The 24,071-nt window shown below is 35.3% G+C and carries 20 protein-coding genes; 13 read left to right on the top strand and 7 right to left on the bottom strand.

The genetic code is table 11. The annotated features are described in order from the left end of the window. The first annotated feature begins 96 nt into the window (after positions 1–96). Positions 97–1,365: an adenylosuccinate synthase gene (locus DRF65_RS09250; RefSeq protein ID WP_115970478.1), complete on the top strand. Its 1,269-nt coding sequence runs from the start codon at positions 97–99 to the stop codon at positions 1,363–1,365. 23 nt (positions 1,366–1,388) lie between these two features. Here DRF65_RS09250 and DRF65_RS09245 read toward each other — a convergent pair whose 3' ends face one another. The 4 genes from DRF65_RS09245 to aspS all read right to left on the bottom strand — a co-directional run bounded on the left by DRF65_RS09245 (position 1,389) and on the right by aspS (position 7,167). Further along, positions 1,389–1,985, bottom strand: coding sequence for a hypothetical protein (locus DRF65_RS09245; RefSeq protein ID WP_115970477.1), 597 nt, complete (start codon positions 1,983–1,985; stop codon positions 1,389–1,391). A gap of 24 nt (positions 1,986–2,009) precedes the next feature. Continuing rightward, positions 2,010–3,143 carry a DUF6438 domain-containing protein gene (locus DRF65_RS09240; RefSeq protein WP_115970476.1) on the bottom strand — a complete coding sequence of 378 codons (1,134 nt, stop codon included), beginning with the start codon at positions 3,141–3,143 and terminating at the stop codon, positions 2,010–2,012. Positions 3,144–3,218: 75 nt separating this feature from the next. Then, the gene (locus DRF65_RS09235; protein ID WP_115970475.1) at positions 3,219–5,378 is read right to left on the bottom strand and encodes a hypothetical protein; all 2,160 of its coding nucleotides are present in this window, start codon (positions 5,376–5,378) and stop codon (positions 3,219–3,221) included. A 34-nt stretch (positions 5,379–5,412) separates the two neighbouring features. Further along, positions 5,413–7,167 carry an aspartate--tRNA ligase gene (gene aspS, locus DRF65_RS09230; protein WP_115970474.1) on the bottom strand — a complete coding sequence of 585 codons (1,755 nt, stop codon included), beginning with the start codon at positions 7,165–7,167 and terminating at the stop codon, positions 5,413–5,415. A 182-nt stretch (positions 7,168–7,349) separates the two neighbouring features. On the opposite strand from aspS, the gene DRF65_RS09225 reads away from it, so the two are divergent. From DRF65_RS09225 to DRF65_RS09215, 3 genes are all read left to right on the top strand, one after another. Then, positions 7,350–8,744 carry an MATE family efflux transporter gene (locus tag DRF65_RS09225; protein ID WP_115970473.1) on the top strand — a complete coding sequence of 465 codons (1,395 nt, stop codon included), beginning with the start codon at positions 7,350–7,352 and terminating at the stop codon, positions 8,742–8,744. Positions 8,745–8,938: 194 nt separating this feature from the next. Then, positions 8,939–10,681 carry a hypothetical protein gene (locus DRF65_RS09220; protein ID WP_115970472.1) on the top strand — a complete coding sequence of 581 codons (1,743 nt, stop codon included), beginning with the start codon at positions 8,939–8,941 and terminating at the stop codon, positions 10,679–10,681. A gap of 59 nt (positions 10,682–10,740) precedes the next feature. Further along, positions 10,741–10,860, top strand: a complete 120-nt coding sequence (locus tag DRF65_RS09215; RefSeq protein WP_115970471.1) for a 30S ribosomal protein THX — start codon at positions 10,741–10,743, stop codon at positions 10,858–10,860. A gap of 58 nt (positions 10,861–10,918) precedes the next feature. Here the strand turns inward: DRF65_RS09215 and DRF65_RS09210 are convergent, their stop codons facing one another. From DRF65_RS09210 to DRF65_RS09200, 3 genes are all read right to left on the bottom strand, one after another. Then, complete coding sequence (locus DRF65_RS09210; protein WP_115970470.1) at positions 10,919–11,575, bottom strand: DUF937 domain-containing protein; 657 nt, start codon at positions 11,573–11,575, stop codon at positions 10,919–10,921. A gap of 82 nt (positions 11,576–11,657) precedes the next feature. After that, positions 11,658–12,917, bottom strand: a complete 1,260-nt coding sequence (locus tag DRF65_RS09205; RefSeq protein WP_115970469.1) for a protein O-mannosyl-transferase family — start codon at positions 12,915–12,917, stop codon at positions 11,658–11,660. Between the two features lie 2 nt (positions 12,918–12,919). Next, the gene (locus tag DRF65_RS09200) at positions 12,920–13,429 is read right to left on the bottom strand and encodes a DUF2480 family protein (protein ID WP_115970468.1); all 510 of its coding nucleotides are present in this window, start codon (positions 13,427–13,429) and stop codon (positions 12,920–12,922) included. A 146-nt stretch (positions 13,430–13,575) separates the two neighbouring features. Between DRF65_RS09200 and lpxB the strand changes: the two genes are divergently transcribed. The 9 genes from lpxB (at position 13,576) to rlmD (ending at position 24,033) form a co-directional block, all read left to right on the top strand. Continuing rightward, the gene (gene lpxB, locus DRF65_RS09195) at positions 13,576–14,679 is read left to right on the top strand and encodes a lipid-A-disaccharide synthase (protein WP_115970467.1); all 1,104 of its coding nucleotides are present in this window, start codon (positions 13,576–13,578) and stop codon (positions 14,677–14,679) included. Positions 14,680–14,798: 119 nt separating this feature from the next. Continuing rightward, complete coding sequence (locus DRF65_RS29235) at positions 14,799–14,948, top strand: hypothetical protein (protein WP_115970582.1); 150 nt, start codon at positions 14,799–14,801, stop codon at positions 14,946–14,948. Further along, entirely contained in the window at positions 14,924–15,109 is a 186-nt protein-coding gene (locus DRF65_RS29100; RefSeq protein WP_115970466.1) for a hypothetical protein, read from the top strand. Before DRF65_RS29235 ends, DRF65_RS29100 begins: the two co-directional genes overlap by 25 nt. A gap of 155 nt (positions 15,110–15,264) precedes the next feature. Further along, positions 15,265–17,037, top strand: coding sequence for a ComEC/Rec2 family competence protein (locus tag DRF65_RS09180; protein WP_115970465.1), 1,773 nt, complete (start codon positions 15,265–15,267; stop codon positions 17,035–17,037). Positions 17,038–17,184: 147 nt separating this feature from the next. Further along, a complete protein-coding gene (locus tag DRF65_RS09175) occupies positions 17,185–17,847 on the top strand; it encodes a succinate dehydrogenase cytochrome b subunit (protein WP_115970464.1) in 663 nt (220 codons plus the stop codon). Between the two features lie 15 nt (positions 17,848–17,862). Then, positions 17,863–19,875: a fumarate reductase/succinate dehydrogenase flavoprotein subunit gene (locus tag DRF65_RS09170; RefSeq protein WP_115970463.1), complete on the top strand. Its 2,013-nt coding sequence runs from the start codon at positions 17,863–17,865 to the stop codon at positions 19,873–19,875. 24 nt (positions 19,876–19,899) lie between these two features. After that, positions 19,900–20,667: a succinate dehydrogenase/fumarate reductase iron-sulfur subunit gene (locus tag DRF65_RS09165; RefSeq protein ID WP_115970462.1), complete on the top strand. Its 768-nt coding sequence runs from the start codon at positions 19,900–19,902 to the stop codon at positions 20,665–20,667. 312 nt (positions 20,668–20,979) lie between these two features. Next, positions 20,980–22,512 (top strand): TlpA family protein disulfide reductase, encoded by a 1,533-nt coding sequence (locus DRF65_RS09155; protein WP_115970460.1) that lies wholly within the window; start codon positions 20,980–20,982, stop codon positions 22,510–22,512. Between the two features lie 108 nt (positions 22,513–22,620). Next, positions 22,621–24,033, top strand: coding sequence for a 23S rRNA (uracil(1939)-C(5))-methyltransferase RlmD (gene rlmD, locus DRF65_RS09150; RefSeq protein ID WP_115970459.1), 1,413 nt, complete (start codon positions 22,621–22,623; stop codon positions 24,031–24,033). Positions 24,034–24,071 lie beyond the last annotated feature (38 nt).

The raw sequence follows: 24,071 nt of genomic DNA, 5'->3' as shown, positions 1-24,071 counted from the left end.
ATATTTGTACCCTATATTGATAAAAACCGTTTTTGCCAAATGACAATGGTCTCTTTTTCAAACTGTCATAGCTTTGTTCCATAAAAAAATAATTATATGGACATTGTATTAGGACTTCAATGGGGAGATGAAGGAAAAGGAAAGTTTATTGACCTTATCAGTGAAAATTATGATATTGCTGCCCGTTTCAACGGCGGTTCAAATGCTGGGCACAGTATCGAAAGAAATGGGAAAAGAATTACTCTTAAAATGATTCCTTCAGGAATTTTTATGCAGGGAGTACAGAATGTTATCGGAACGGGAACTGTTCTTGATCCCGTAAGTTTTAAAAATGAAATTCTTAATTTAAAGAAATTTGACGAAACGCTTCAGCCAGAGAACAACCTGATTATTTCTAAAAAAGCTCATTTTGTATTGCCTACTTACAGGCTGATGGATGTTTTCATGGAAGAAAACCCAGCTTACACAACTATTGGAACGACAAAGAACGGAATTGCTCAGGCCTATTCAAATAAAATTTTAAGACAAAACGTGAGAATCGGGGATATGTATGCTCCGGATTTTCAGGAGAGAGTACAACATATTTTAGAGAGAGATTACAGCTTTATGGCAGGGGAGGATATGCTTATTCCACCTTTGGAAGAGATTAGTAAAGAATTTTTTGAAGCTGTAGAGTTTTTAAAACAATTCAACTGCACAGAAACCGAACTGCTCCTGAATAAAGCCTTGATCGAAGGAAAAACAATATTGGGAGAAGGATCTCAGGCAACATTATTAGATATAGATCATGGAACTTATCCTTATGTAACCTCTTCTTCCACCATTGCATCAGGAGCTTGCAGCGGACTGGGGATTTCCCCGAAAAAGATCGGTGAGATCTATGGAATTGCCAAAGCATACTGTACAAGAGTAGGAAACGGAATATTTCCAACAGAGCTTTTTGATGAAATGGGAGAAGAAATCAGGATAAAAGGTAATGAATTTGGCTCGAATACTGGACGCCCGAGAAGAACAGGCTGGCTGGATCTTCCTGCGTTACGATATGCAGTAATGATCAATGGCATTACTCAATTGGTTCTGACTAAAGCAGATGTTTTAAGCGGATTAAAATCAGTAGCAGTCTGTACCCATTATGAACTGGAAGACGGATCTGTTGAAGCTACGGCCGGAACTCTTCCTGAAAATGCCAGGCCTATATTTAAATGGCTGGAGGGCTGGAATGCTGATTTCTCTGTGATTAAAGATCCTTCTGCACTTCCGGAGGAACTGATGAACTTCCTTTCCTTTTTGGAGCAGGAAATGGGTGTTCCGGTAACATACCTTTCTATAGGGCCGGGAAGAGAAGAGATTTTAAAAATGAAATAAGGTTTTATAAAGATAAAGCGGGATTATTTCCCGCTTTTATTTTGTATTTCCCAACTCTGTAAGAAGCTTAAGTCAATATAATAATCACTTGGGATATACTTATCAAAATACACTGTAGTGGAAGGTTGTTGCTGAATAATATCCCTTAAAGTTATTGTATCAATATTGGTATAGGCTGTAAGAAGTAATGGAGAATCACCATTGATATATTCAACGGTCATTTTGGTCTTTACAAATTCAATATCATTTTTATTATAAAAAATATTCACATAATCATTCTGGGTTTTTCCCACTCCAAAAATGAAGCTTTCTATTATGGCTGTACTTAAGTCTATTGTACCAGAAATATGATATCTTTTAATGTCATCAACAATAAGATTTCTGTTGAAGTTCTTTAAAGAAAAACCTTCTTCCTCTTCATCGCTGCCTTGTGTAAAAATAAAAAAATAGACAAGAGCCAGAATAGAAATTCCACCGATAAAGTATTCAGCTTTAAAAGATTCTGTTCTGTTTGTTCCTTTTATTTTTCCACCGATCCCATGAATGAACATGAATAGCCCAATTAATCCGGCAATGGTAATAGGGATTTCCCAAATTTTGAGTTTTCGTTTTTCTTTCATTAATCTAAAATATATACTCTTTTTTTAGCGAGCTCTTACACTGTCGTTCTTAAATCTGATCAAATAATTTTTATTAAAGAAATTATAGCCCAAATCAACTGTTTTGAACGTTTTATCTTCTAATTGGATTTTAAATATTTTACCATCAGTATTGATGCTGCGTTCATATAAGTAGAACTTTTTATAATCTTCATTGGTAGGAACAGGAAGGAGATATTTTCCAGTAAAAGGAAGATTTCCGGAATATTGACTGATTGTTTTTGCTTTTAATAGCTCACTGAATAAATAGAATGTTTCAGATTCCTGTAAATCAACAGCCTTTGTACCGGAATTGAAATCGTAAACCAATACAGGATCAGTAATAAGGGACTGTAATGGAATACGCTGATAAAGATAGCTGATGTTTCTGATCAGCCTTCTTAATTCAAAAGCGGACTGTTCTCCATGATCATGTACTGTTTTTATAATCTTTCCTTTTGACATAAAAGTAATGGTTGAAGAAGCCTGATCTGTTATATATGTTGAATACATCGGTTTTAAAGAATAGAAATCAATATATTTCATTTCATCAAAAATCTCTTTTGTAATATGGGAGGAAATTTTAGAACTGAAAAATCCATTCTTAAGATTGTATAAGTCTCCATAGAATAAAAAATTGCCTTTATTGTCTATAACCGTAGAATTGGAGGGACAGGTACCAAAACACAGTGATTTTGAAACAATAACTTTATCAATTTGTGGATTCAGATTATCGTAAGTTTTGCTTTTAAATGGAATTAAAGTTGTTAAAGTTTTTTTCTTGGTTTCTAAAACAATCTTATTCTTACTTAGTTCCACAATTTTTTGTGAATCAAACTTTTTTGTTGTTGGGTTAAAAATAAGCAACGAATCACCTTTTATCTTAAATTGAGTCTTTTCTCCATAATAGCGTATAGAATCTCGATCAAAATTGAACATTCCATTTTTGTAGATGTAAGTGTCATCATTATTAAAAACAATAATCTGTGGATCACGTTGAAAAGGTACTGGTGGCTGGTCATCTTGCTTTTTTTCTTCTTTTTCCTCAATAGTCCATTCACCTAATAAATCTTTTTTATCAAAGGAATTGCAGGAAGAAAGTAGTAATATAAGTAAAAGAAATAAGCTTAGTTTTTTCATAAATTTAAATTTATAGATCCTAAAAAAACATATTGATTATGAGATCATGTATTGAATGCTCTGTGAAGGAAAAGATTAATCTTTTGATTGATATGGTAGAACTTTATCCAGATAGTAACCATAGTGGAAGGAAACAATATCGGAATGTTGGGCTTTTAAAAAATTGTTGTCTATCAAATATCTTTGCCATTCCCACGCTCTGTCTGTAGGTGGACAAATATATATTCCTGCTGAATTACAAAGTTTGTCAGGGTAGTTTAAGTTTGTTTTTAACTCTAATTCTAACAGTTTAATGATGGACCCTACTTCATTTTCCTGCAGTGAACTTCCTGTAAAAGGGATTCCAATGTTAAATTTTAAAATCTCAAAGATCTTATCATAATCAATAATTGCCTCCTTATTTTTATAATCAATTTTGGCCTTATCCAAATAATATTGATATAATTGTTTTTCTGTATGGGAATTATAAATCGATAGAAACTGATCCTGTACTTCCTGGAATTTCCAATTCTTAATCATAAAAAAACCATAATCTCTTTCAAGGAAAGAATATGGGGAACGATAGCTCTTTTCGTCAAATTTTAATTTTTTGAAGTTTTTAATGGCTTCAGGAATTTGACTATAACCAATTTTCGCTGATAGAGACAATATATTATATTCAAAATCATTCTGCTTTATACTTTTGGATCTGAGTGTCTCAATTTCTTGTTCGATATTTATTCTTTTACTGTTGAAGTTAGCTTCACTGATTTTTAAATTATCAATTGGAAATTCAAATGTGTTTAAACATATTTTCTTTGCTTTTTCAACCTGAAGGCTTATATCAGGATCATCAGATTTGATCAGATCAAGAATCTTAATTGTTGCAGAACCGTTGCCTGTGAATTTTATAAGATAATAATTAAGGCTTCCATTGATGCCAATCCGGCTAAATAAAATAGATTTTTTTAAGTACCATTTTAATAAATCAGGATTGTTTAAAATGGTAGGCCAGTTTTTAGTATAATAAATATCTAATATTCTGGCTGCAGATTCTCCTAATTCTACTTCTTTTTCATGAATGAGAGACCAGTATTCCAATGAGGTGATATCTTCGAATGTTAAGTTTTTGATTAGCTGATCTTCAAGTTTTCTTCTTTCATTGAATGTCAGTTCAGATTTTAATCTTTCAATTTGAGAAGTGAGTTCATCAGAACCAAGATAATCAATTGTATTTTGCCTGCAATAATTTGTGAATAACGAAAGTTGTTTCAGAAATCTGAAGGGAAATAATGGCGTAATGGAATTGGGGCGGTCTAAACTGTTTTTTTCTTTTTCATCACATAGTTTTCCTACCCGGATAGGGTCGCTTTGGGAAAGAATAATGTATGATTGTATAGCTATAGAATCATTTTCACTATAAAGATCTTCTATTAGATTGCTTAATGGTTCAGTATCTTTTACTTGTAATGAATGATTTTCAAAATAGTTTTTAGAACTGTTCCATTTGAAATTTTTATAGTTTTTAGAGAAAAAAACAAATAAGTTAAGCGTTGCAGTATTATCAAAATTCATATCCTCAGTATCCCAGGTTATATTGCCATTTTGGTCTGCAGATCCAATGTCTTTACCTATTAATATTCTTAATAAATCATGAAAATCTCCTTTGTTTCGATTGTAATTATTAAACTTATCCCTTTGCCGATAAAACTCTTCACATATTTTTAAAAAGACTATAGGGTTATTCTTTTTAATTAATAAGTCGATCCCTTTTTCTTTGATCCAGTTTTTACTTAGTATTTCAGTGTATCTGCTTTTTATTTTCTGTAGTTTAACTTCGGGTAATTCTCGAAATTCAATGAATTCTTTTTTCTGATTAATTGGAGTGATATAAAATGCTTCTACTTCTGGATAATATTTTATTTTATCGTTATTAATGGCTAAGAAACGGATAAAGTCTTTAGAGTTTTTAATATTCTCTGATTGTAATTCGTTGTCAGGGTATATGAAATTCTCAGTAAGAGCTCTGTGAGCAAAAGACTGTTCTGCCGTCTCCAAATAATGATAACCTAAATTTTCGGAAAGTAATTTGTCACTATCGAAATAAGGAGTAAGCTCATTAAAAGCTTTTTTATTACCTTTCTGTAATTGTTTGACTAAATTGTAGATTCTACTTTTAGAATATGCTCCTTCAGCATATTGACAATTGTATTGATTTAAAAAGAATAATAAAATAAATGGAATTAGTTTTTTCATAATAAAAAAGCGGGGCAAATACCCCGCTTTAAATTTATGCTTTTAAATTTAATTTTAACTCTAGTTCATCGAGCTGTGCATCAGCAATGGAAGCCGGTGCATCAATCATCACATCACGCCCGGAGTTGTTCTTAGGGAATGCAATATAATCCCTGATCACTTCATTTCCATCCAGGATTGCTACCAAACGGTCAAATCCGAATGCTAAACCACCGTGTGGCGGTGCTCCATATTTAAATGCGTTCATCAGGAATCCAAACTGAGCTTCTGCTTCTTCTTTTGAGAACCCTAGCAGGTCAAACATTTTAGACTGAAGATCTCTGTCGAAAATTCTGATAGATCCGCCTCCGATTTCATTTCCGTTAAGAACCATATCATAAGCGTTGGCTCTTGCTTTACCGGGATCTGTTTCCAATAAGTGGATATCTTCTGGTTTTGGAGACGTGAAAGGGTGGTGCATTGCATGGTATCTTTCAGATTCTTCATCCCATTCCAACAGAGGGAAATCAACAACCCAAAGAGGTGCAAATACATTTCCTTTTCTTAATCCTAAACGGTTTCCAAGTTCCATTCTCAATGCAGAAAGCTGAGCTCTTACTTTGTTTTCGTTTCCGGAAAGAATCAACATTAAGTCACCTTCTTTTGCTCCGAATTTTTCAATGATCTTTGCTAGATCTTCTTCGTTGTAGAATTTGTTTACTGATGAGGTTTTCACTCCATCATTCTGGAATTTAGCCCAAACCATTCCTGAAGCTCCGATTTGTGGACGTTTTACCCAATCCACAAGCTCGTCAATCTGCTTTCTTGTATAGTCTGCACATCCTTCCACATTAATTCCTACAACAAGTTCTGCCTCATCAAATATTTTAAAGTCTTTTCCTTTTACAATCTCGTTAAGTTCTACGAATTCCATTCCGAAACGGATGTCCGGTTTATCATTTCCGTATTTCTGCATTGCTTCTGCGAATGTCATTCTTGGGAAATCCCCGAATTCCTGACCTGTAATATCTTTGATAAGGGTTTTAGTCATTCCTTCGAATACATTCATTACATCTTCCTGCTCTACAAAAGCCATCTCACAGTCGATTTGTGTAAATTCCGGCTGTCTGTCTGCTCTTAAATCCTCATCACGGAAACATTTTACAATCTGGAAATATTTATCCATTCCACCTACCATCAAAAGCTGTTTGAAGGTCTGTGGAGACTGTGGTAATGCATAAAACTGCCCTGGGTTCATTCTGCTTGGCACAACGAAGTCTCTTGCTCCTTCCGGGGTAGATTTAATTAAAACAGGAGTTTCTACTTCGATGAAACCTTCATCAGATAAATAATTTCTTACCTTCTGAGCCATTTTATGACGGAAGATCAATTTATCTTTTACCGGATTTCTTCTGATGTCCAGGTAACGGTATTTCATTCTTAATTCCTCTCCACCATCAGTTTCATCTTCGATAGTGAAAGGTGGAAGTTGAGAATCATTCAGTATCGTTAGTTTTTCAACTAAGATTTCAATTTCTCCTGTAGGAATATTAGGATTTTTACTTACTCTCTCAATAACTTTTCCGGTTGCCTGAATTACGAATTCACGTCCTAATTTTTTAGCCTCTTCCATCAATTGTGCAGAAGAACGGTCCTGGTCAAGTACCAGCTGGGTAATTCCGTAACGATCTCGAAGATCTACCCAAATCATAAATCCTTTATCACGGATAGTCTGTACCCATCCGGATAGTGTAACTTCTTCATTCAGATTTTTCAGAGATAGCTCCCCGTTGGTGTGTGATCGAAACATAATTATTTGTTTAAAGTTCAATGTTTAAGGTTTAGCTTAGAACCTTTTTTTACGTTTGCAAAGATAAGATTTTTGCAGGTTTTATAGATAAAAAAACTTCTGATTAATTTTATTGTCAATTGCTAAGACTTACTACGAACTAGATTTGTATTTTTGAGGATATATAAATTATAACCGGAGAAATGACGAAATATATTGACTTTATTAAAAAAGCCTTTAGCGGAGAAGAAACCGATTTTACGAAGGTTAATATCAGAAGTGCTGTGTTGCTTCTGGCTATACCTATGATGCTGGAAATGGCGATGGAGTCAGTATTTGCATTGGTTGACCTTTATTTTGTGGGACATCTAAAGGAAAGTGGTTTCGCCATTCAGACAGTTGGTCTTACAGAATCTGTACTTTCTGTAATGTATTCCATTGCCATTGGAATGAGTATGGCGGCAACCGCTATGGTAGCAAGACGAATTGGGGAGAAAAATACTGAACAGGCTTCCAGAAGTGCAGCACAGGTATTGCTGGTTTCATTTGTCATAACACTTGTTTTAAGTGCATTCGGGGTCATCTATGCTGAAGAAATTCTGATATTGATGGGCTCAAGACCGGAAGCTGCAGCTTATGGAAAAGACTTTACGAGAATTATGATGGGAAGCAGTACCATCATTATGCTTCTGTTTCTGATCAATGGAATCTTTAGGGGAGCGGGAAATGCGATGATTGCTATGAAAAGTTTATGGATTGCCAATATTGCCAACATTATTCTTTGTCCGGTCCTGATTAAAGGGTTTGGGCCTATTCCGGCAATGGGTCTTACCGGAGCAGCATTAGCGACTACCATTGGAAGAAGTATTGGGGTAGTTTATCAGCTGTATCATCTTTTGGTGGCAGATACCCAAATCCGTATTAAGCTTTCTTACTTTAAACCACATTATGATCTAATTAAATCCATTATAAAAATTGCTACTCCCGGAATTTTCCAGTTTGTGATTGCATCGTGCAGCTGGATCTTTTTGGCAGAGCTGGTAGCGACTACAGGAGGTGAAAATGCCTCAGCCGGTTATCAGACAGCCTTAAGATTAATGATGTTCTTTATGCTTCCGGCCTGGGGCCTGAGTAATGCAGCATCCACATTGGTAGGACAGAATATGGGGGCAAATGAAATGTTGCGAGCAGAGCAGTCTGTGATGAAAACAGTGAAATATAATGTCATCTTTATGGTGATTGTTAGCTTAATATTTGTTTTGTTCGGGGATTTCTTAGTGAGTTTCTTTACTCAGCAGATAGAGATTAAAGATTTTGCTACAAATGCACTCCACATTATGAGTATAGGCTTTATTTTTTATGGAATCGGGATGGTTATGATCAATGCTTTTAACGGGGCAGGAGATACGTGGACTCCAACATGGGTGAATCTTTTTGGATTCTGGCTGTTTCAGATTCCTTTAGCTTATTTTCTTTCCAAGCATCTGGAGATGGGTCCGAAAGGAGTATTCATTTCAATCCCGGCAGCTGAGGGATTGATTACTGTGGTTGCTTTTATTCTGTTTAAAAAAGGAAAGTGGAAGACGGTCAAGGTGTAATGAATGGATGATGGTAGTTCTATTAGTCGTTAATGAAATAATTGTTTGATAAATCTATTATTACGCTTTTGCAGTCGGTAGTTTTTATTTCGATAGTAACAGCAAATATGACTGTGGTTGCTTTTATTCTGTGTAAAAGAGGAAAATGCTTAAGGTTTAAATGGTATATTTAACAGAATCAAAAAATATTAATCATGTCAATACTATTAAACAAAGACAACAATCAAGGAATTTACAAAGAAACAACAACATGGGCAGATGGAAGTCCTATAGCCAATCAGGAAGATGGCTTCTTTTATCTGAAATTAGGAACAAAATATTTTGAGAAATCAGAAACATGTGTGAAACTAACCACTTTTGGAGGTGATGAAAAAGGAGTTTTAGACTCTTCGCAGGCATTACAAGCTGCCATCAATTTTTGTATAGCAGCTAAAAAAGACTTGGTCATAGACGGTAATTTCAGAATTGAACATACTGTAATTATTGATAGATTAGTAGATGGCCCGAATAACAGAAGTTGGTTTAAGATTATTGGGGGGGAATTAAGGGTAACAACGGGTATTCCATTGTTTTCATCAACTATAGATCAAAAAAATGATGTTAAGGATAAACATGGTAATCTCATTTATACTCAATATCTACCTGTAAGTCAAATGGTAGAATTTATCGGAGTAAATTTTACATCAACTATGGATAATTCGTTTGTGTTTGATGGTAATAAATTTTTAAGATGTTCATTTGTTACCTGTTCATTTGTAAAGATTAAAATGCTTGAAGCCAATGTAGATTATGTGCAGTCATTGTATTTTCAATCATGTAGTATAAGGGATTGGGTTGGAACTTGGTTTAAGGCGGGTAAAGGTTGTTATGATATAAGATTTAGCCAGGTTACAGCAGAGCATGGTGAAAGCTTTATAGAAGCTTATGAATATTTCAAATATGATAAAGTGCAATTATTCATTCAGAGTTCTGTAATTGAAGGTTTAGAGGGCTTTGGAATTAATTTTAGAGGGTCATCCATTGTCAATGTAAAAGATTGTTATTTTGAGTCAAATAAAAAAGGAGATATCATTACAGATAATCCTGCATTACCTGTTGCTGATAATGGAGTAAATATTCTGGATAATTTTTTTGGTCCTGTTGGTAATAATGCCATTGATAATACTGGTTCTGGGTATTATCATATTGTCTTGGGCGAATTATATTCAGGTACTATAAGAGGTAATAGCTGTACGGATAGTAATAATTTAATTTTTTTTAAAACAACCAAACATGATATTGAATATGGATTAAATGGAGGAGATTCTGCAATAAATCAACCTTCCAAAAGAGCTAGAGTTTTCTACGGTGATACTGTTTTGGAAAACGGGAATAATGGTAATGTTGTTTTATTCAATGAAGATATTGCAATAGGATCTCTTATTTGGAATATTAATCTTGATAAAAATAATGATTGGGTGGGGGCAATATGTATAGAGCGAGGATCATATGAAAAAGCCAAGTGGAAAAAATTCGGAACTTTCACCACACCAATTACAGTATCGAAGAATTATTTAAATGTTAGTGAAAACTTAAATGATTATACTAAAACAGGTGTTTTTTTTGTTACCACCCAACCAGATTTTACTTCTGCAGTTAATTACCCTGTAAACGAAATGGGGATGTTAACAGTTTATAATAGTGAAGATCCGAGCACAGGAAATGTTCATCAGGAATATGCTACAATCATAAGCAATAAGAAGTATATAAGAAGCTATGATGGATATGGAGGACTATGGACTCAATGGGATCTGCTTAATAAAACGGTAGAACATTTAACTTCACCGGCTCCGAGTGCTCCTTCTGATAATTATAGTAAACAAGATCTGATTTCTACCAATACAAGACTGGAAGAATTAATTCAACAACTCCATACAAGTGGATTATTGAAAAACTGATTTAACGATCAAATTATTTTTCCTAAATTCGTAACAACAACAACAAATACTTTATTACTATGGGAAAAGGAGACAATAAATCAAGAAGAGGTAAAATTCATGCCGGAAACTACGGAAAAAGAAGACCTAGAAAAGCTTCAAAATCCTTTACAGCAACCGAAGAGAAACCTAAGAAGTAACAAAAAGCAAAAAGACCGAAGATCTCTCTCCGGTCTTTTTTATGACAAATTAAATTAATTATTTTCCGAAAATATTACCAAGAATACTTCCTAATCCACCGCCGCCTTGCTGCTGCTGGTTTCCACCACCGCCAAGTACACTTCCTAAAATATCATTCAAAGGGTTTCCTGATGACTGAGATTGTCCGCCACCCAAAACACTTCCAAGAATATCATTTAAAGGACTTGATTGTTGAGCCTGAGCCTGATTAGAAGCATTTCCTAAGATTCCTCCCAAAAGATCTCCTAAACCTCCTGCTCCCACATTGCTTTGTTGCTTTTGCTGGCCGATATACCCCATTACAACTGGAGCTAGCATCGCAAGGATAGGTCCTATCTTATCTATAGAGATTCCCGTATTTTGTGATAATTGATTTTCCACGGTGCTCTTTTGTCCACCGAAAATATGGTCAAGAATAGATCCGCCTTCAGCCTGTCTGGATTCTACTTGTGAAGGATCATTTAAGATACTGCCGTTATGATCTTTGTCCAAAGCATTGTTTAAAGCTTCAGCTTCCTTTGCATCCTGGGATTTATTTCTAAGGTAAGAAATGATAAGAGGAGTTGCTACTGCTAGTAAAGCAATTACCTGGTTTCTATTGATTCCGAATTTGTTTTCAGCCTGTTCAGCAACCTGGTTGCTGGTGTTCCCTGTAAGTAGGTCGATTAAGCTCATTGTTTGTGTTTGTTAATGTATTAATTGACTCAAAGTTATCAAAAAATATGCCTCCCAAAATACCCCGGATTCATAATTATTGTTAAAGTTTTCGGATCTCTTCTTCAGTATATCCCTTATTTTTTAATACTTTGATATATTCCTTTGCGCTCACAGTCATCCAGTTAATAGGTTCAGGAGCTACTTTATTGTCAACAGTGAATTCCAGAATCCCTACATTATCATTCATCCAGGGAAGCAGATAATAATTCATTCCGCCTTTATATTTTTTGAAAGCATCAGCTTCTCTACCTTTTTCCGTAAGTAAGACCACATTATAAGCAGAAATATAACCTAAAGGAATCAGCAGGCAAACCCACGAAAACTTTTTAAATGAAACATATTTAACAGAAGATAGTCCGTATCCGATAGACAGCGCAAAAATGATATTGAACGGAAGAAAAAATACATAATTATCAGAAACAAGATAGAAAGTGGCAAACCCGTAAACCAATAACGCTGCTACAAAGAAAACAGTAAACATCTGTCGGTTGGCTTTATACAAAAGTCCCATTCCTGCTATTCCGAAAAATATAAAAATATTGAAATTATAGATGAGGTATATAAAGGACTGGAAAAAATCTTTTACCAGCTGCACCGGAGTCTGTTTCAGGGAATCCTCCACCCATGTTCCCTGATCGGAAGAGTAGAAGGCCTTAAATGGCAGTCCCTGCGACATATTAAGAATAAACAGGGATGAAAACAATAAAGCAAAAAGTATAACCGAAAAGCTGGCATACCTCTTTTCCTGTCTGAAGTAAAATAAGAAAATTAAGAGAGCAGGAATCAGTAAAATATTCTGAATATGCACCCAGAGAGCAATTCCCAGGAATAGGCTGCTCAGTATAATGTGAACATTTTTCTTTTCAATAAAGACCTTTACCATAGAAAGGAAGAAAAGACTTATCCATAAAGAATTGTAGGTATATACTTCTACAATTTCAGCATTTCTCCAGAAAGAAAAACTGAATCCAAAGACAAACGCAGCTGTAATGGCTGTCCATTGTGTTTTTGTGATGGTTTTTACAATAAGATATACAATAGAAACAGTGAAAGCACCTGAAGCTACTACCAAAAGACGGCTGGCCTCAATAGGATGAAGACCTGTCAGGTTTTTAATAAAGATCGCTGTATTGGTATATAAAAAATGGGAAGTTGCAGTAGCGGCAGTTTCAAACTCACCTTTTTCTACAGACAGGACAAATCCTACACAATCAGCAAAGGGAATTTTAGTAAAACTCCCGATATAATAAATTGCTAAAAAAATAAAGAACAGGGCTGCCGCCGATAGATATTGCTTCATTCTTAGTTCTTTATAATGGGAACATTAGAGCAGGCCTCTCCAAACATCAGAGACTTTACCAGAGGTTTTAGTTGTTCCACCAGCTCTATATAAGCATTTTCAGGAATTTCTTTATCCGAACATCCTTTTACAAGAACCCTCTTTCCTCTCATATCTTCAAAATCATAGGTCTGTATAGCATTGTGCATCAGAATAACTTCCAGATCCTCGCGGTTTCCGAATACGATCTTTTTGGCCACATCTGTAAGCTTAGCAGTGAGTACAAAGTAAGCCCAAAGCGGAATAATGGTATCTACCGAGTTGTAGATATAGATATAGGAATCTTTATATTCTTCAGTGTTGATGACCTCTACTTTTTCGCGGAAATCTTTTTCCTTCAGGATCATCTCCTGAAAAAGAAAGTCTTTAAGATCAATACCCTTTCTTTCCCCTTTTGGAAGTAAAGTGGTAAGGTCAAAATTTACAAGGCCGCTTTCGGCAACTTTATTTCTGATTTCAAATTCTTCTGACATTTTTATCATTATCTTTGAACAAATTTACAAATTAAGATCAATATACCTCTTAATTTGTTCTCTATCCTTACCATAGAAACTGCCCATGATGCAAAGTAACAGGCTGTTTTTGACGGTTATTAAAACAAATAAAGATTTCGGAGGAAATGAAATATTACATTATTGCAGGAGAAGCTTCCGGTGATCTTCATGGAAGCAATTTGATGAAATCCCTTAAACAAAAGGACTCTGGTGCAGAGTTTAGGTTTTGGGGTGGTGATCTGATGAAAGCTCAGGGCGGAACACTGGTAAAGCATTACCGGGATCTGGCCTTTATGGGGTTTCTGGAAGTGGTTATGAATCTGAGAACTATTTTAAATAATATTAAATTCTGCAAACAAGATATCCAGAACAATAAGCCTGATGTTTTAATTCTGGTAGATTATCCGGGATTCAATCTGAGGATTGCTAAGTTTGCCAAAGAATTGGGAATTAAGGTGATCTACTACATTTCCCCACAACTATGGGCATGGAAAGAAGGTAGAGTAGAGACCATCAAAAAATATGTGGATGAAATGATGGTCATCCTTCCGTTTGAGGAAGAATTTTACAGAAAACATGGTGTTCATTCACACTTTGTAGGGCATCCGTTGCTTGATGCTATTTCTGATTTAAAAGAAATCAATATTGATGGTTTTAAAAAAGAGAACGGGCTGAACGAAAAAGAAATTATTGCACTTTTACCGGGATCCAGAAAACAGGAAGTAGAGAAAATGCTTGAAGTCATGCTTTCCGTAAGACCTCATTTTAAAAATTATCAATTTGTGATTGCCGGAGCGCCAAGCCTTCCTAAAGAATTCTACCAGAAGTATGTGGATGACAATGTTCATTTTGTTTCCAACAGAACATATGATCTGCTTAGATGTTCAAAAGCTGCTTTGGTTACTTCCGGAACAGCCACTTTAGAAACTGCTCTGCTGAATATCCCTGAAGTCGTTTGCTACCGTGGAAGCACCATTTCTTATGCGATTGCCAAAAGACTCGTAAAAAATATCAATTATATTTCGTTAGTGAATCTTATCATGGATAGGGAAGTTGTAAAAGAACTTATCCAGAATGATCTGAATACTAAGAATCTGGTAGATGAACTCAATAAAATTTTAGAAGGAAGAAAAAGAGAACAGGTCCTGAATGACTACAGCCTTTTGAGAGAAAAGCTTGGTGGTAAGGGAGCCAGTGATCATGCTGCTGAGGTGATTTTAAAGGTCTGAGACGACTCTCCGGAAATTTTAATTCCCTTACGGAGCCGGATTTGATGGTGTTTTATACTTATTTTGTCAATTAAGGTTTTGTTTTTGGAAGTACAACCTCTAATTAGGGGGATGGCTCAATATGCAAAGACCATCATCTTATTTTTATCCCTTGCATTGGCCCGGGCTATTTCGATACCAGGATCAGACCCTGGAATGAGGCTGATTTCAAAAACAGAGACAACGGCAGATATTATATGAAAGAATGTTTGATGCAGCCACTAAATTGAATCCTGAATTGATTGGAATTACTTTGTTTAACGAATGGTATGAAGGTACCCGGATAGAACCTGCCGCTTCTAAGAAAAACAAAAATTTTATCTATGAAGATTATGGAAAAGATCCCTGGTTCTATATCAAAGAAACCAGCGTCTCACAGATAAGTTTTTAAATGGAAAGTAAAACTTTTTATATAAATACAATTTTATAGCAAAAAAATAAGCGCCCTGTTAATCTCTTTAAAGATTACAGGGTGTTTTATTTAGTAATTACAGTGGTAATAAGTGAATCTTTAATTTCCTATATTGGTGATATAATTAGCTGTCATTGAATAGAGAACCACTACTGATCCTGATACTATGTTTTATTCTTGGAATTTTTTTTCAGGATAAATTTTTATTGGGAAAAGTATGGATGTATGGGATTGCAGCTATCAATTTTGGAATTTTACTTTCCCTATTCTTCAATACCTATGTGCTGTATAAAATCAGGGTGGCTCTTCTTGGAGTACTGTTCTTCGGAATAGGCATCTTACTTCATTTCTGTACTGTTTTTTCTCAAAATACTGATATAACTGTCAATAATAAAGAAGTCATTGTTTTTAAAATCTCCCAGAAATTAAATTCAACAGAAAAATATAAAAAATATGAAGGGATAGCCCAATCTGGGGAAATGAGTTTTAATGCAGTTTTTTATATTCCGAGAAACCATGACGAATTAGATTTTAAACATTACTACAAAGCAGAATCTTACATCACACAGCCTAAGCAGCCTCAATATAATTTTCAATTCAATTATGCGCAGTATCTGAAACGGAAAAATATTGGATATCAGGTGTATATTTCAAATGCAGTTTTCTCTGCAGAACGTGATGATATAAACTTTACCGATAAGATCAGACAGTATAGGCTCAATGTTCTGAAGAAAATTGATAAAACCGGAATGTCAGGAAGCAGCAGAGAATTTTTGAAAGGAATTATTCTGGCAGACAGAACCGAAATGGATGCCGGTACTGTACAGGATTTCAATAGATCGGGGCTGGTTCATCTGTTAGCGATTTCCGGAACCCATATTGTCATTATTTTCGGACTTTTTTATTTTTTAATGGTTCGTTTCATCCCATTACAATTCAGGAAATATGCGATTATTTCAAGTTTGGTTTTTATTTGGTTATTTGCCGGATTTATTGGATTTGGAAACTCTGTGTTGAGGTCCTGTATTATGCTGAGTGTGTATTTTATTTTTGTTTTACTGCAGCGGAAACCGGATTTATTGCACTCATTGGCTTTGTCTGCATTTATTATTCTGATTCCGGATACCCAACAGCTTTTTGATGTGGGATTTCAGCTTAGTTTTGTTGCTGTATTAGGAATTTTCTGGTTGAATCAGCCTCTTTTGAAATACTTCCCCCCCGCCGATAATTATTTAAAGAAACTGATCTTTAATACCATAACCATTTCAGTATCTGCCCAGTTGGCAACGCTTCCGTTGGTGTTATATTATTTCCATCAGTTCTCTTTTGTATCAGTCATCGCCAATTTTGCAATTGTTCCTTTTTCTGAAGTGATTATTGTGTTTTCATTTTTGATGACACTTCTTATCGCTTTTGGTATGGATTTCAGCTTTATTGATATAGTTTATGATTATATGATCCAGTTCCTTCTTAAGATTATTCACTGGTTTGCCGGGTTAGATGCAGTACTCATTAAAAACATTCCTATGAATCTGATTGAAGTATTGTCTGTATCAGTTGTAGTATATTTGTTACGGGCTGTGATTTTAAAATTAAACCTTAGAAATTCCATGAATTTGATAATCTCTGTTTTAGCATTTCTAATGATAAGGACCGGATGTAATATTGTTGAAAATCAGAAGGAAGAGGTGATTATTCATTCCTTCAGTAAGTGTACAGTCATCTCTATAAAGACAGGAAATAAGGTTCGCTTTTGGATTCCGCATAAAGCAGACAGGAAAAAGGTTTTACAATTTATAGTAGACCCCTATTGTTCATCCAGAAGAATACATCATTTTGAAATAAGGGCGATTCCTTTTTCAACTAAAAAAATAGTTTTTGGAGATCAGGTGTATGATATGGAATGATGATTTTTGGTTTTTTGGTTTTTTCTTTATTTATAACCTATTAAGCTCTTATTTAGAAAGATTACAAACTGACTAATTGTGAGATTTCTCACTTTTTGATATTGTTAACATTTCTTAATTTTGTGGGAAATTCAAATTTAAACTTATATGGCAGGTTTAACGAGTTCTACGATAGGTAGAAAATATGCGATGGCATTATCAGCTCTATTTTTGCTGATTTTTCTTATACTGCATTTGACGACCAATTTGTTATCAGTTCTAAACAGGGATGCATTCAATACAGCATCTGAGTTTATGGGCTATAATCCTTTTGTGCAGTTCTTAATGCAGCCTATTCTTGGTTTTGCAGTAATTTTCCATTTTGCGATGGGATTTGTATTGGAGATCAAGAATAATAAAGCGCGTCCAGTAAAGTATGCAGCAAACAACGCATCAGTGAATTCTTCATGGATGTCCAGAAATATGATTATTTCGGGGGCTGTTATTTTAGCTTTCTTAGCGCTTCACTTATATGATTTCTGGCTACATGAAATCAACTATAAGTATGTTGAAGGAATAGCTCCTGATTCAGAACGTTTCTGGCCAGAGCTTCATGAGAAGTTCGCAGACTTATGGAGAGTTGCTTTATACGTGATCTCTTTTGTGCTATTGGGCTTACACTTAGCTCATGGATTCCAGTCTTCATTCCAGTCTATCGGAGCAAGACACCCAAAATATACGCCTGTGATTAAGGCTTTCGGAACATGGTATTCTATCCTTATTCCAGCAGGATTTATCATCGTGGCGGTTTATCATTTTATAACTCAATAATATCAATATACTAGTATGAGTAAATTAGATTCAAGAATTCCAGCGGGTCCTCTTAAAGACAAGTGGAAAAATCATAAAGATCATATGAACCTTGTTGCACCAAACAACAGAGATAAGATTGATATTATTGTTGTAGGTACAGGTTTGGCAGGAGGTTCTGCTGCAGCTACTTTAGCTGAGCAGGGATATAATGTAAAAGCATTCTGCTACCAGGATTCTCCTAGAAGAGCGCACTCTATTGCAGCTCAGGGAGGGATCAACGCAGCTAAGAATTACCAGGGAGACGGTGACTCTACCTACAGATTATTCTATGATACCATTAAAGGTGGTGACTATAGAGCAAGAGAGGCTAACGTTTACAGATTAGCTGAAGTTTCTGCAAATATTATTGACCAGTGTGTTTCTCAAGGGGTTCCTTTTGGTAGAGACTACGGTGGTCAGCTAGATAACCGTTCATTTGGTGGAGTTCAGGTAAAAAGAACTTTCTACGCAAAAGGACAAACAGGACAGCAGTTATTATTAGGTGCATATTCTTCAATGAGCCGTCAAATCGGTAAAGGAAGAATTAAAATGTACAACCGTCATGAGATGTTAGATCTTGTTATTGTTGACGGAAAAGCAAGAGGAATTATTGCAAGAAACCTTGTGACAGGTGAAATTGAAAGACATTCTGCTCACGCTGTAGTCATTGCTTCAGGAGGATACGGAAACGTATATTTCCTTTCTACAAACGCAATGGGTTCAAACGTTTCTGCAGCTTGGAAGATTCACAAGAAAGGAGCATATTTTGCAAACCCTTGTTACGTACAGATTCACCCGACTTGTATTCCTGTTCATGGAACACAGCAGTCTAAGCTTACCTTGATGTCTGAATCATTAAGAAACTCAGGAAGAATCTGGGTTCCTAAGAAAATTGAAGATTCTGTAGCCATCAGAGAAGGCAAATTAAGACCTGAAAATATTAAAGAAGAAGATAGAGATTACTATTTAGAAAGAAGATATCCTGCATTCGGTAACTTAGTTCCTCGTGACGTTGCGTCTAGAGCGGGTAAGGAAAGATGTGATGCTGGTTTCGGAATCGAAAATAATGATACTAAAGAAGGAGTTTACTTAGATTTCTCTACAGAAATTATCAAAAAAGGTAAAGAAGCTGCTATTGAAAAGCATATTCATAATCCTAGTGACCAGCAAATTTACGACCTAGGAAAAGCTTGGATTGAAGAAAAATATGGTAACCTATTTGTAATGTACGAAAAGATTACTGCTGATGATCCTTACAAAACTCCAATGAAGATCTATCCTGCAGTTCACTACACAATGGGTGGTGTATGGGTTGATTATAATCTTCAGTCTACTATTCCGGGATGTTTCGTAATCGGTGAAGCTAACTTCTCAGATCACGGTGCCAACAGACTTGGGGCTTCTGCATTGATGCAGGGTCTTGCAGATGGATATTTCGTACTTCCTTATACGATTGCAGATTACCTTTCTGCAGATATCAGAACAGGTGCGATTCCTACCACTACACCAGCGTTTGACGAGGCTGAAAAAGGAATTAAAGAAAAAATCGATTTCTTCTTAAATAATAAAGGAACTCATTCTGTAGACCACTTCCATAAGCAATTAGGACACATTATGTGGAACAAAGTAGGAATGGGAAGAACTCCTGAAGGGTTAAGAGAAGCAATCAGAGAAATTGAAGAAGTGAAAAATGATTTCTGGAAAAACGTAAAAGTTCCGGGAGATGTTGAAGGAATGAACACTGAACTTGAAAAAGCATTCAGAGTGGCAGACTTTATTGAACTTGGACAATTAATGGCTATTGATGCATTACACAGAAACGAGTCTTGTGGTGGGCATTTCAGAGAAGATCATGCTACCCCGGAAGGTGAAGCAGAAAGAGATGACGTGAACTTCAAATATGTAGGAGCTTGGGAATATCAGGGTGATGATATCAAACAGGAAATTCTGCATAAAGAAGATCTTATCTATGACAATATCGAAGTTAAAGCGAGAAGTTACAAATAATCTCCAACCTATAAATATAACATTATGAGTGCAAAAAAAGGCCTTCATCTTACGCTGAAAATTTGGAGACAAAAAAATAGTAAAACTAAAGGTCAGTTTGAGACCTATAAAATATCAGATGTATCTACAGACTCTTCATTTTTGGAGATGCTGGATATTCTGAACGAAAATTTAATTAACGATGGTAAAGAACCTATCGCTTTCGATCACGACTGTCGTGAAGGAATCTGCGGTATGTGTTCCCTTTACATCAATGGTAGAGCTCATGGTCCTGATACAGGTATTACTACCTGTCAGCTTCACATGAGAATGTTCAAAGATGGAGAGACGATCGTTATTGAACCTTGGAGAAGTGCCGCTTTCCCTGTTATCAAAGATTTGATGGTAGACAGAAGCGCATTCGACAGAGTAATGGCAGCAGGTGGTTTCATCTCTGTAAATACTTCAGGAAATACATTGGACGCTAACGCAATTCCGGTTCCTAAAGAAGATGCAGACAAAGCAATGGATGCTGCTGCTTGTATCGGATGTGGAGCTTGTGTAGCTACATGTAAAAACGGATCAGCAATGCTGTTCGTGGGAGCTAAAGTTTCTCAGTATGCATTACTTCCTCAAGGTAGAGTAGAAGCTAAGAGAAGAGTTCTGAACATGGTGAAAGCTATGGATGAAGAAGGATTCGGAAACTGTTCAAACACTGGTGCTTGTGAAGTTGAGTGCCCTAAAGGTATTTCTCTTGAGAATATCGCAAGAATGAACAGAGAATACATGTCTGCTCTTGTAGATCAAGGATAGAATTGATTCAAAATACTTAAAAATCGCTCTCGTTTCGGGAGCGATTTTTTTTATATCTCTATTTTATCTGTTAAAGTTTGTTAACTTATTGCCGGATCTTAGGTTTACTTTGTTGAATAAGTATATATTTGGAGGGCAGTTGAAGGATGTAAAAAATGCATTGTTTCAGTTGTTTTTTAACGATAAAAAACAGACAAAAAAAGTAATTGGAATGTCCCTTTTTATCGATGTAATAAAATTTTTCAAAAAAAATTATCAGTGTGAATTAACAGGCCCTAAAAAGCTTATTTTTGTGTAATATTAAAAATTGAAATGAAAAAATATCTTTTATTGTTTATCATCGCGATTTTCGTGATGTCTTGTTCAAAAAAAGTAGAAGTAAAAGGAAAAATTACGGGAAGCTCACCATTAGAAAGAATCGAATTTGTAGAAGCTTCCGGAGTAGGAACATTGCCTTTAATTAATATAGGTCTTGATAAAGACGGGAACTTCTCAGGTAGCTTTGAAGCACCTAAAGACGGTATGTATGTTATCAATTATGCCAACAAACAAAACCTGATCTACCTTGAAGGTGGACAAAAAGTTAATATCTCAGGAAATGCAATGACATTCCCTAATGAATATGTTATCACCGGAGATGCCAAAAAGAATAATGATTTCCTTGCAGCAACGCAGAAATTTTTAGGAGAATATGGCAATAAAGTTGACTTAAGAGGATTAATGGCCGGAGATGAAAACGGATTCGTTAAAGGGATGCAAAAAGTAGAAGCAGACATCAATAAAAGTGTTGATGATCTTGCTGCTAAAAATAATCCTAGCAAAGCTCTTTTAGCTTGGAAGAAAAATGATGTTAAGGTAACAGTTCTTAACCTTCTTGCCAATTATGAAATGTCACATGGAGTAATGGCAGGAAATCCAGGATATAAACCTTCTAAAGCTTTAACGGATTATGAGGCTAAATTGGATAACGATAAGGAAGCTATGGTAAAATCTATTCCTCTTTACAGACAATATCTTCTTGTAAAAATGACTCCGGATTTCCAGAAATATGCAGAAGCAAACAGCAAAACAAAACCTGCAATTACCACTTCAGAAATGTTTGCTAAATATTTGAATACTAAAAAAGACCTTTCTCAAACTGCAAAAGACTATCTTTTAGCATTTGTGATGGCTCAGACAGATATTCATCCGACATCCACTACTGCAAATCTTGATAAGATCAAAAAGCTTATTGATACAGATATTAAAGATGCAACGATCAAAAGTGACCTTCTAAAAATGCAGATGGCAATTACAGGTCTTAAAATTGGAGAAGTGGCTCCTGAAGCTGCTTTAGTAAAACAGGATGGAAAAGCATACAAACTTTCTGAAAACAAAGGGAAACCTTATATGTTGTTCTTCTATGCTTCATGGAATCCTTATATCGGTGAAGCTACGGTACCAGTTTTAAAAGAAGTTGTAAATTTCTACAAATCTAAAATGAACTTTGTTTTTGTAAACGTAGACGATACAAAAGATCAGTTTATTAAAACAAGCAATTCATTATTAAAAGGTATTCAGGGAGTGAATGTATACGGAGAAAAAGGAATGGAGTCTGATATTGCTAAAAAATATGGAGTATACGGATTCAAATTACCTTGCTTTGTAATCATTGACAAAGATGGAAAAATAGCAAGCAGATCTTTTGTAAATCTTGGAGAACAGGAATTGGTAACTATTCTGGATAAACTTACAGGACTTTCAGCTCCAAAAGTAGATCCGAATGCTCAGCAGGTGCAGCCACAATTACAGGTTGATCCTACCGCACCACAGCCTGCAAATCCGCAGCCTGCTCCTACAAAATAATAAACTTTAATATAGATCAGAACCTTATCCTCGGATAAGGTTTTTTTTATTGTATTTTTGCAAAGTGAAACTTTTAAAGTTTCGATTAGGAAAATAGAAAATTTTAGAATGAGCAGAAAGAATAAGAAAAATTTAGTTCTTGAAAATATAAAGCTGTTAAATGCCGGAGCAAAAGGTGTTGCTATTGGAAAAACGGAAGACGGTAAAACAGTATTGGTTTCGGGGGCAATTCCGGGAGATGTTGTGAATGTAAGAGTGAAAAAAGCCAAATCCAAATATTATGAGGGAGAAGCTGTAGATGTTTTAGAGAGATCTCCTTTCAGAACAGAGCCGAAGTGTGTGCATTTCGGAACCTGTGGTGGATGTAAATGGCAGAATATGAGCTATGAAAAACAGCTTGATTTTAAACAGGAAGAAGTATATAACAATATTAAAAGAATTGGTGGAATTGAAGACTTTGAAACCCTGTCAATCCTTGGTTCGAAAGAACAGTATTTTTATAGAAATAAAATGGAATTTTCTTTCTCCAATGCGAGATGGCTTACTCAGTATGAAATAAGCTCTGAAGAAAACTTTGGAAGCAAAGATGCTCTAGGATTCCATATTCCGGGAATGTGGAGTAAGATCTTAGACCTTAAAGAATGTTTTCTACAGGAAGATCCATCTAATGCAATCCGATTAGCGGTGAAGAAATACGCTGTAGAGAACGGATTAGATTTCTTTGATGTGAGAAACCATGAAGGATTCCTGAGAACTCTGATGATGAGACAGAACTCTAAAGGAGAATGGATGGTGTTATTCCAGCTTTTCAGAGAAGAAAAAGAAAACAGAGAAAAACTTTTTGCATATATTCTGGAGAAGTTTCCGCAGATCAAAACGTTGGTATATGCGATCAATCCAAAAGCCAATGACTCTATTTATGATCTGGATATTAATGTATATTTTGGTGAAGGATATTTAATGGAAGAAATGGACGGATTGAAGTTTAAAATCGGACCAAAATCATTCTTCCAGACCAACTATAAGCAGGCATTGGAACTGTATAGAAAAACACTTGAATTTGCAGACCTTAAAGGAGATGAAGTAGTATATGATCTATATACCGGAACAGGAACAATTGCCCAGTATGTAGCAAGAAATGCAAAACAGGTAATCGGTATAGAATCTGTACAGGAAGCTATTGATGCAGCCATAGAACATGCTGAATTAAATGGCCTTACCAATACTACTTTCTATTGTGGAGATATGAAAAATGTCTTTAACGATGAATTTATGGAAAATCATCCTAAAGCAGATGTCCTGATTACAGATCCGCCAAGAGATGGAATGCATCAGAAAGTAGTGGAACAAATATTGAAATTAGCTCCGGAGAAAGTAGTCTATGTAAGTTGTAACTCAGCAACACAGGCTAGAGATCTGGCGCTGATGAAAGAACATTATAATGTAGTGAAAATATTACCGGTAGATATGTTCCCACAAACGCATCACGTAGAAAATATAGCATTGCTGATTAAAAAATAATTTAATTAAATTTGAGCTCAAATCTTAATATGAAGTAT

The sequence above is a fragment of the Chryseobacterium pennae genome (genome assembly GCF_003385515.1).
GTDB lineage: Bacteria > Bacteroidota > Bacteroidia > Flavobacteriales > Weeksellaceae > Chryseobacterium > Chryseobacterium pennae.
The sequence above is the reverse complement of the archived record's forward strand: the minus strand, read 5'-3'. Positions and strand labels throughout refer to the sequence as shown.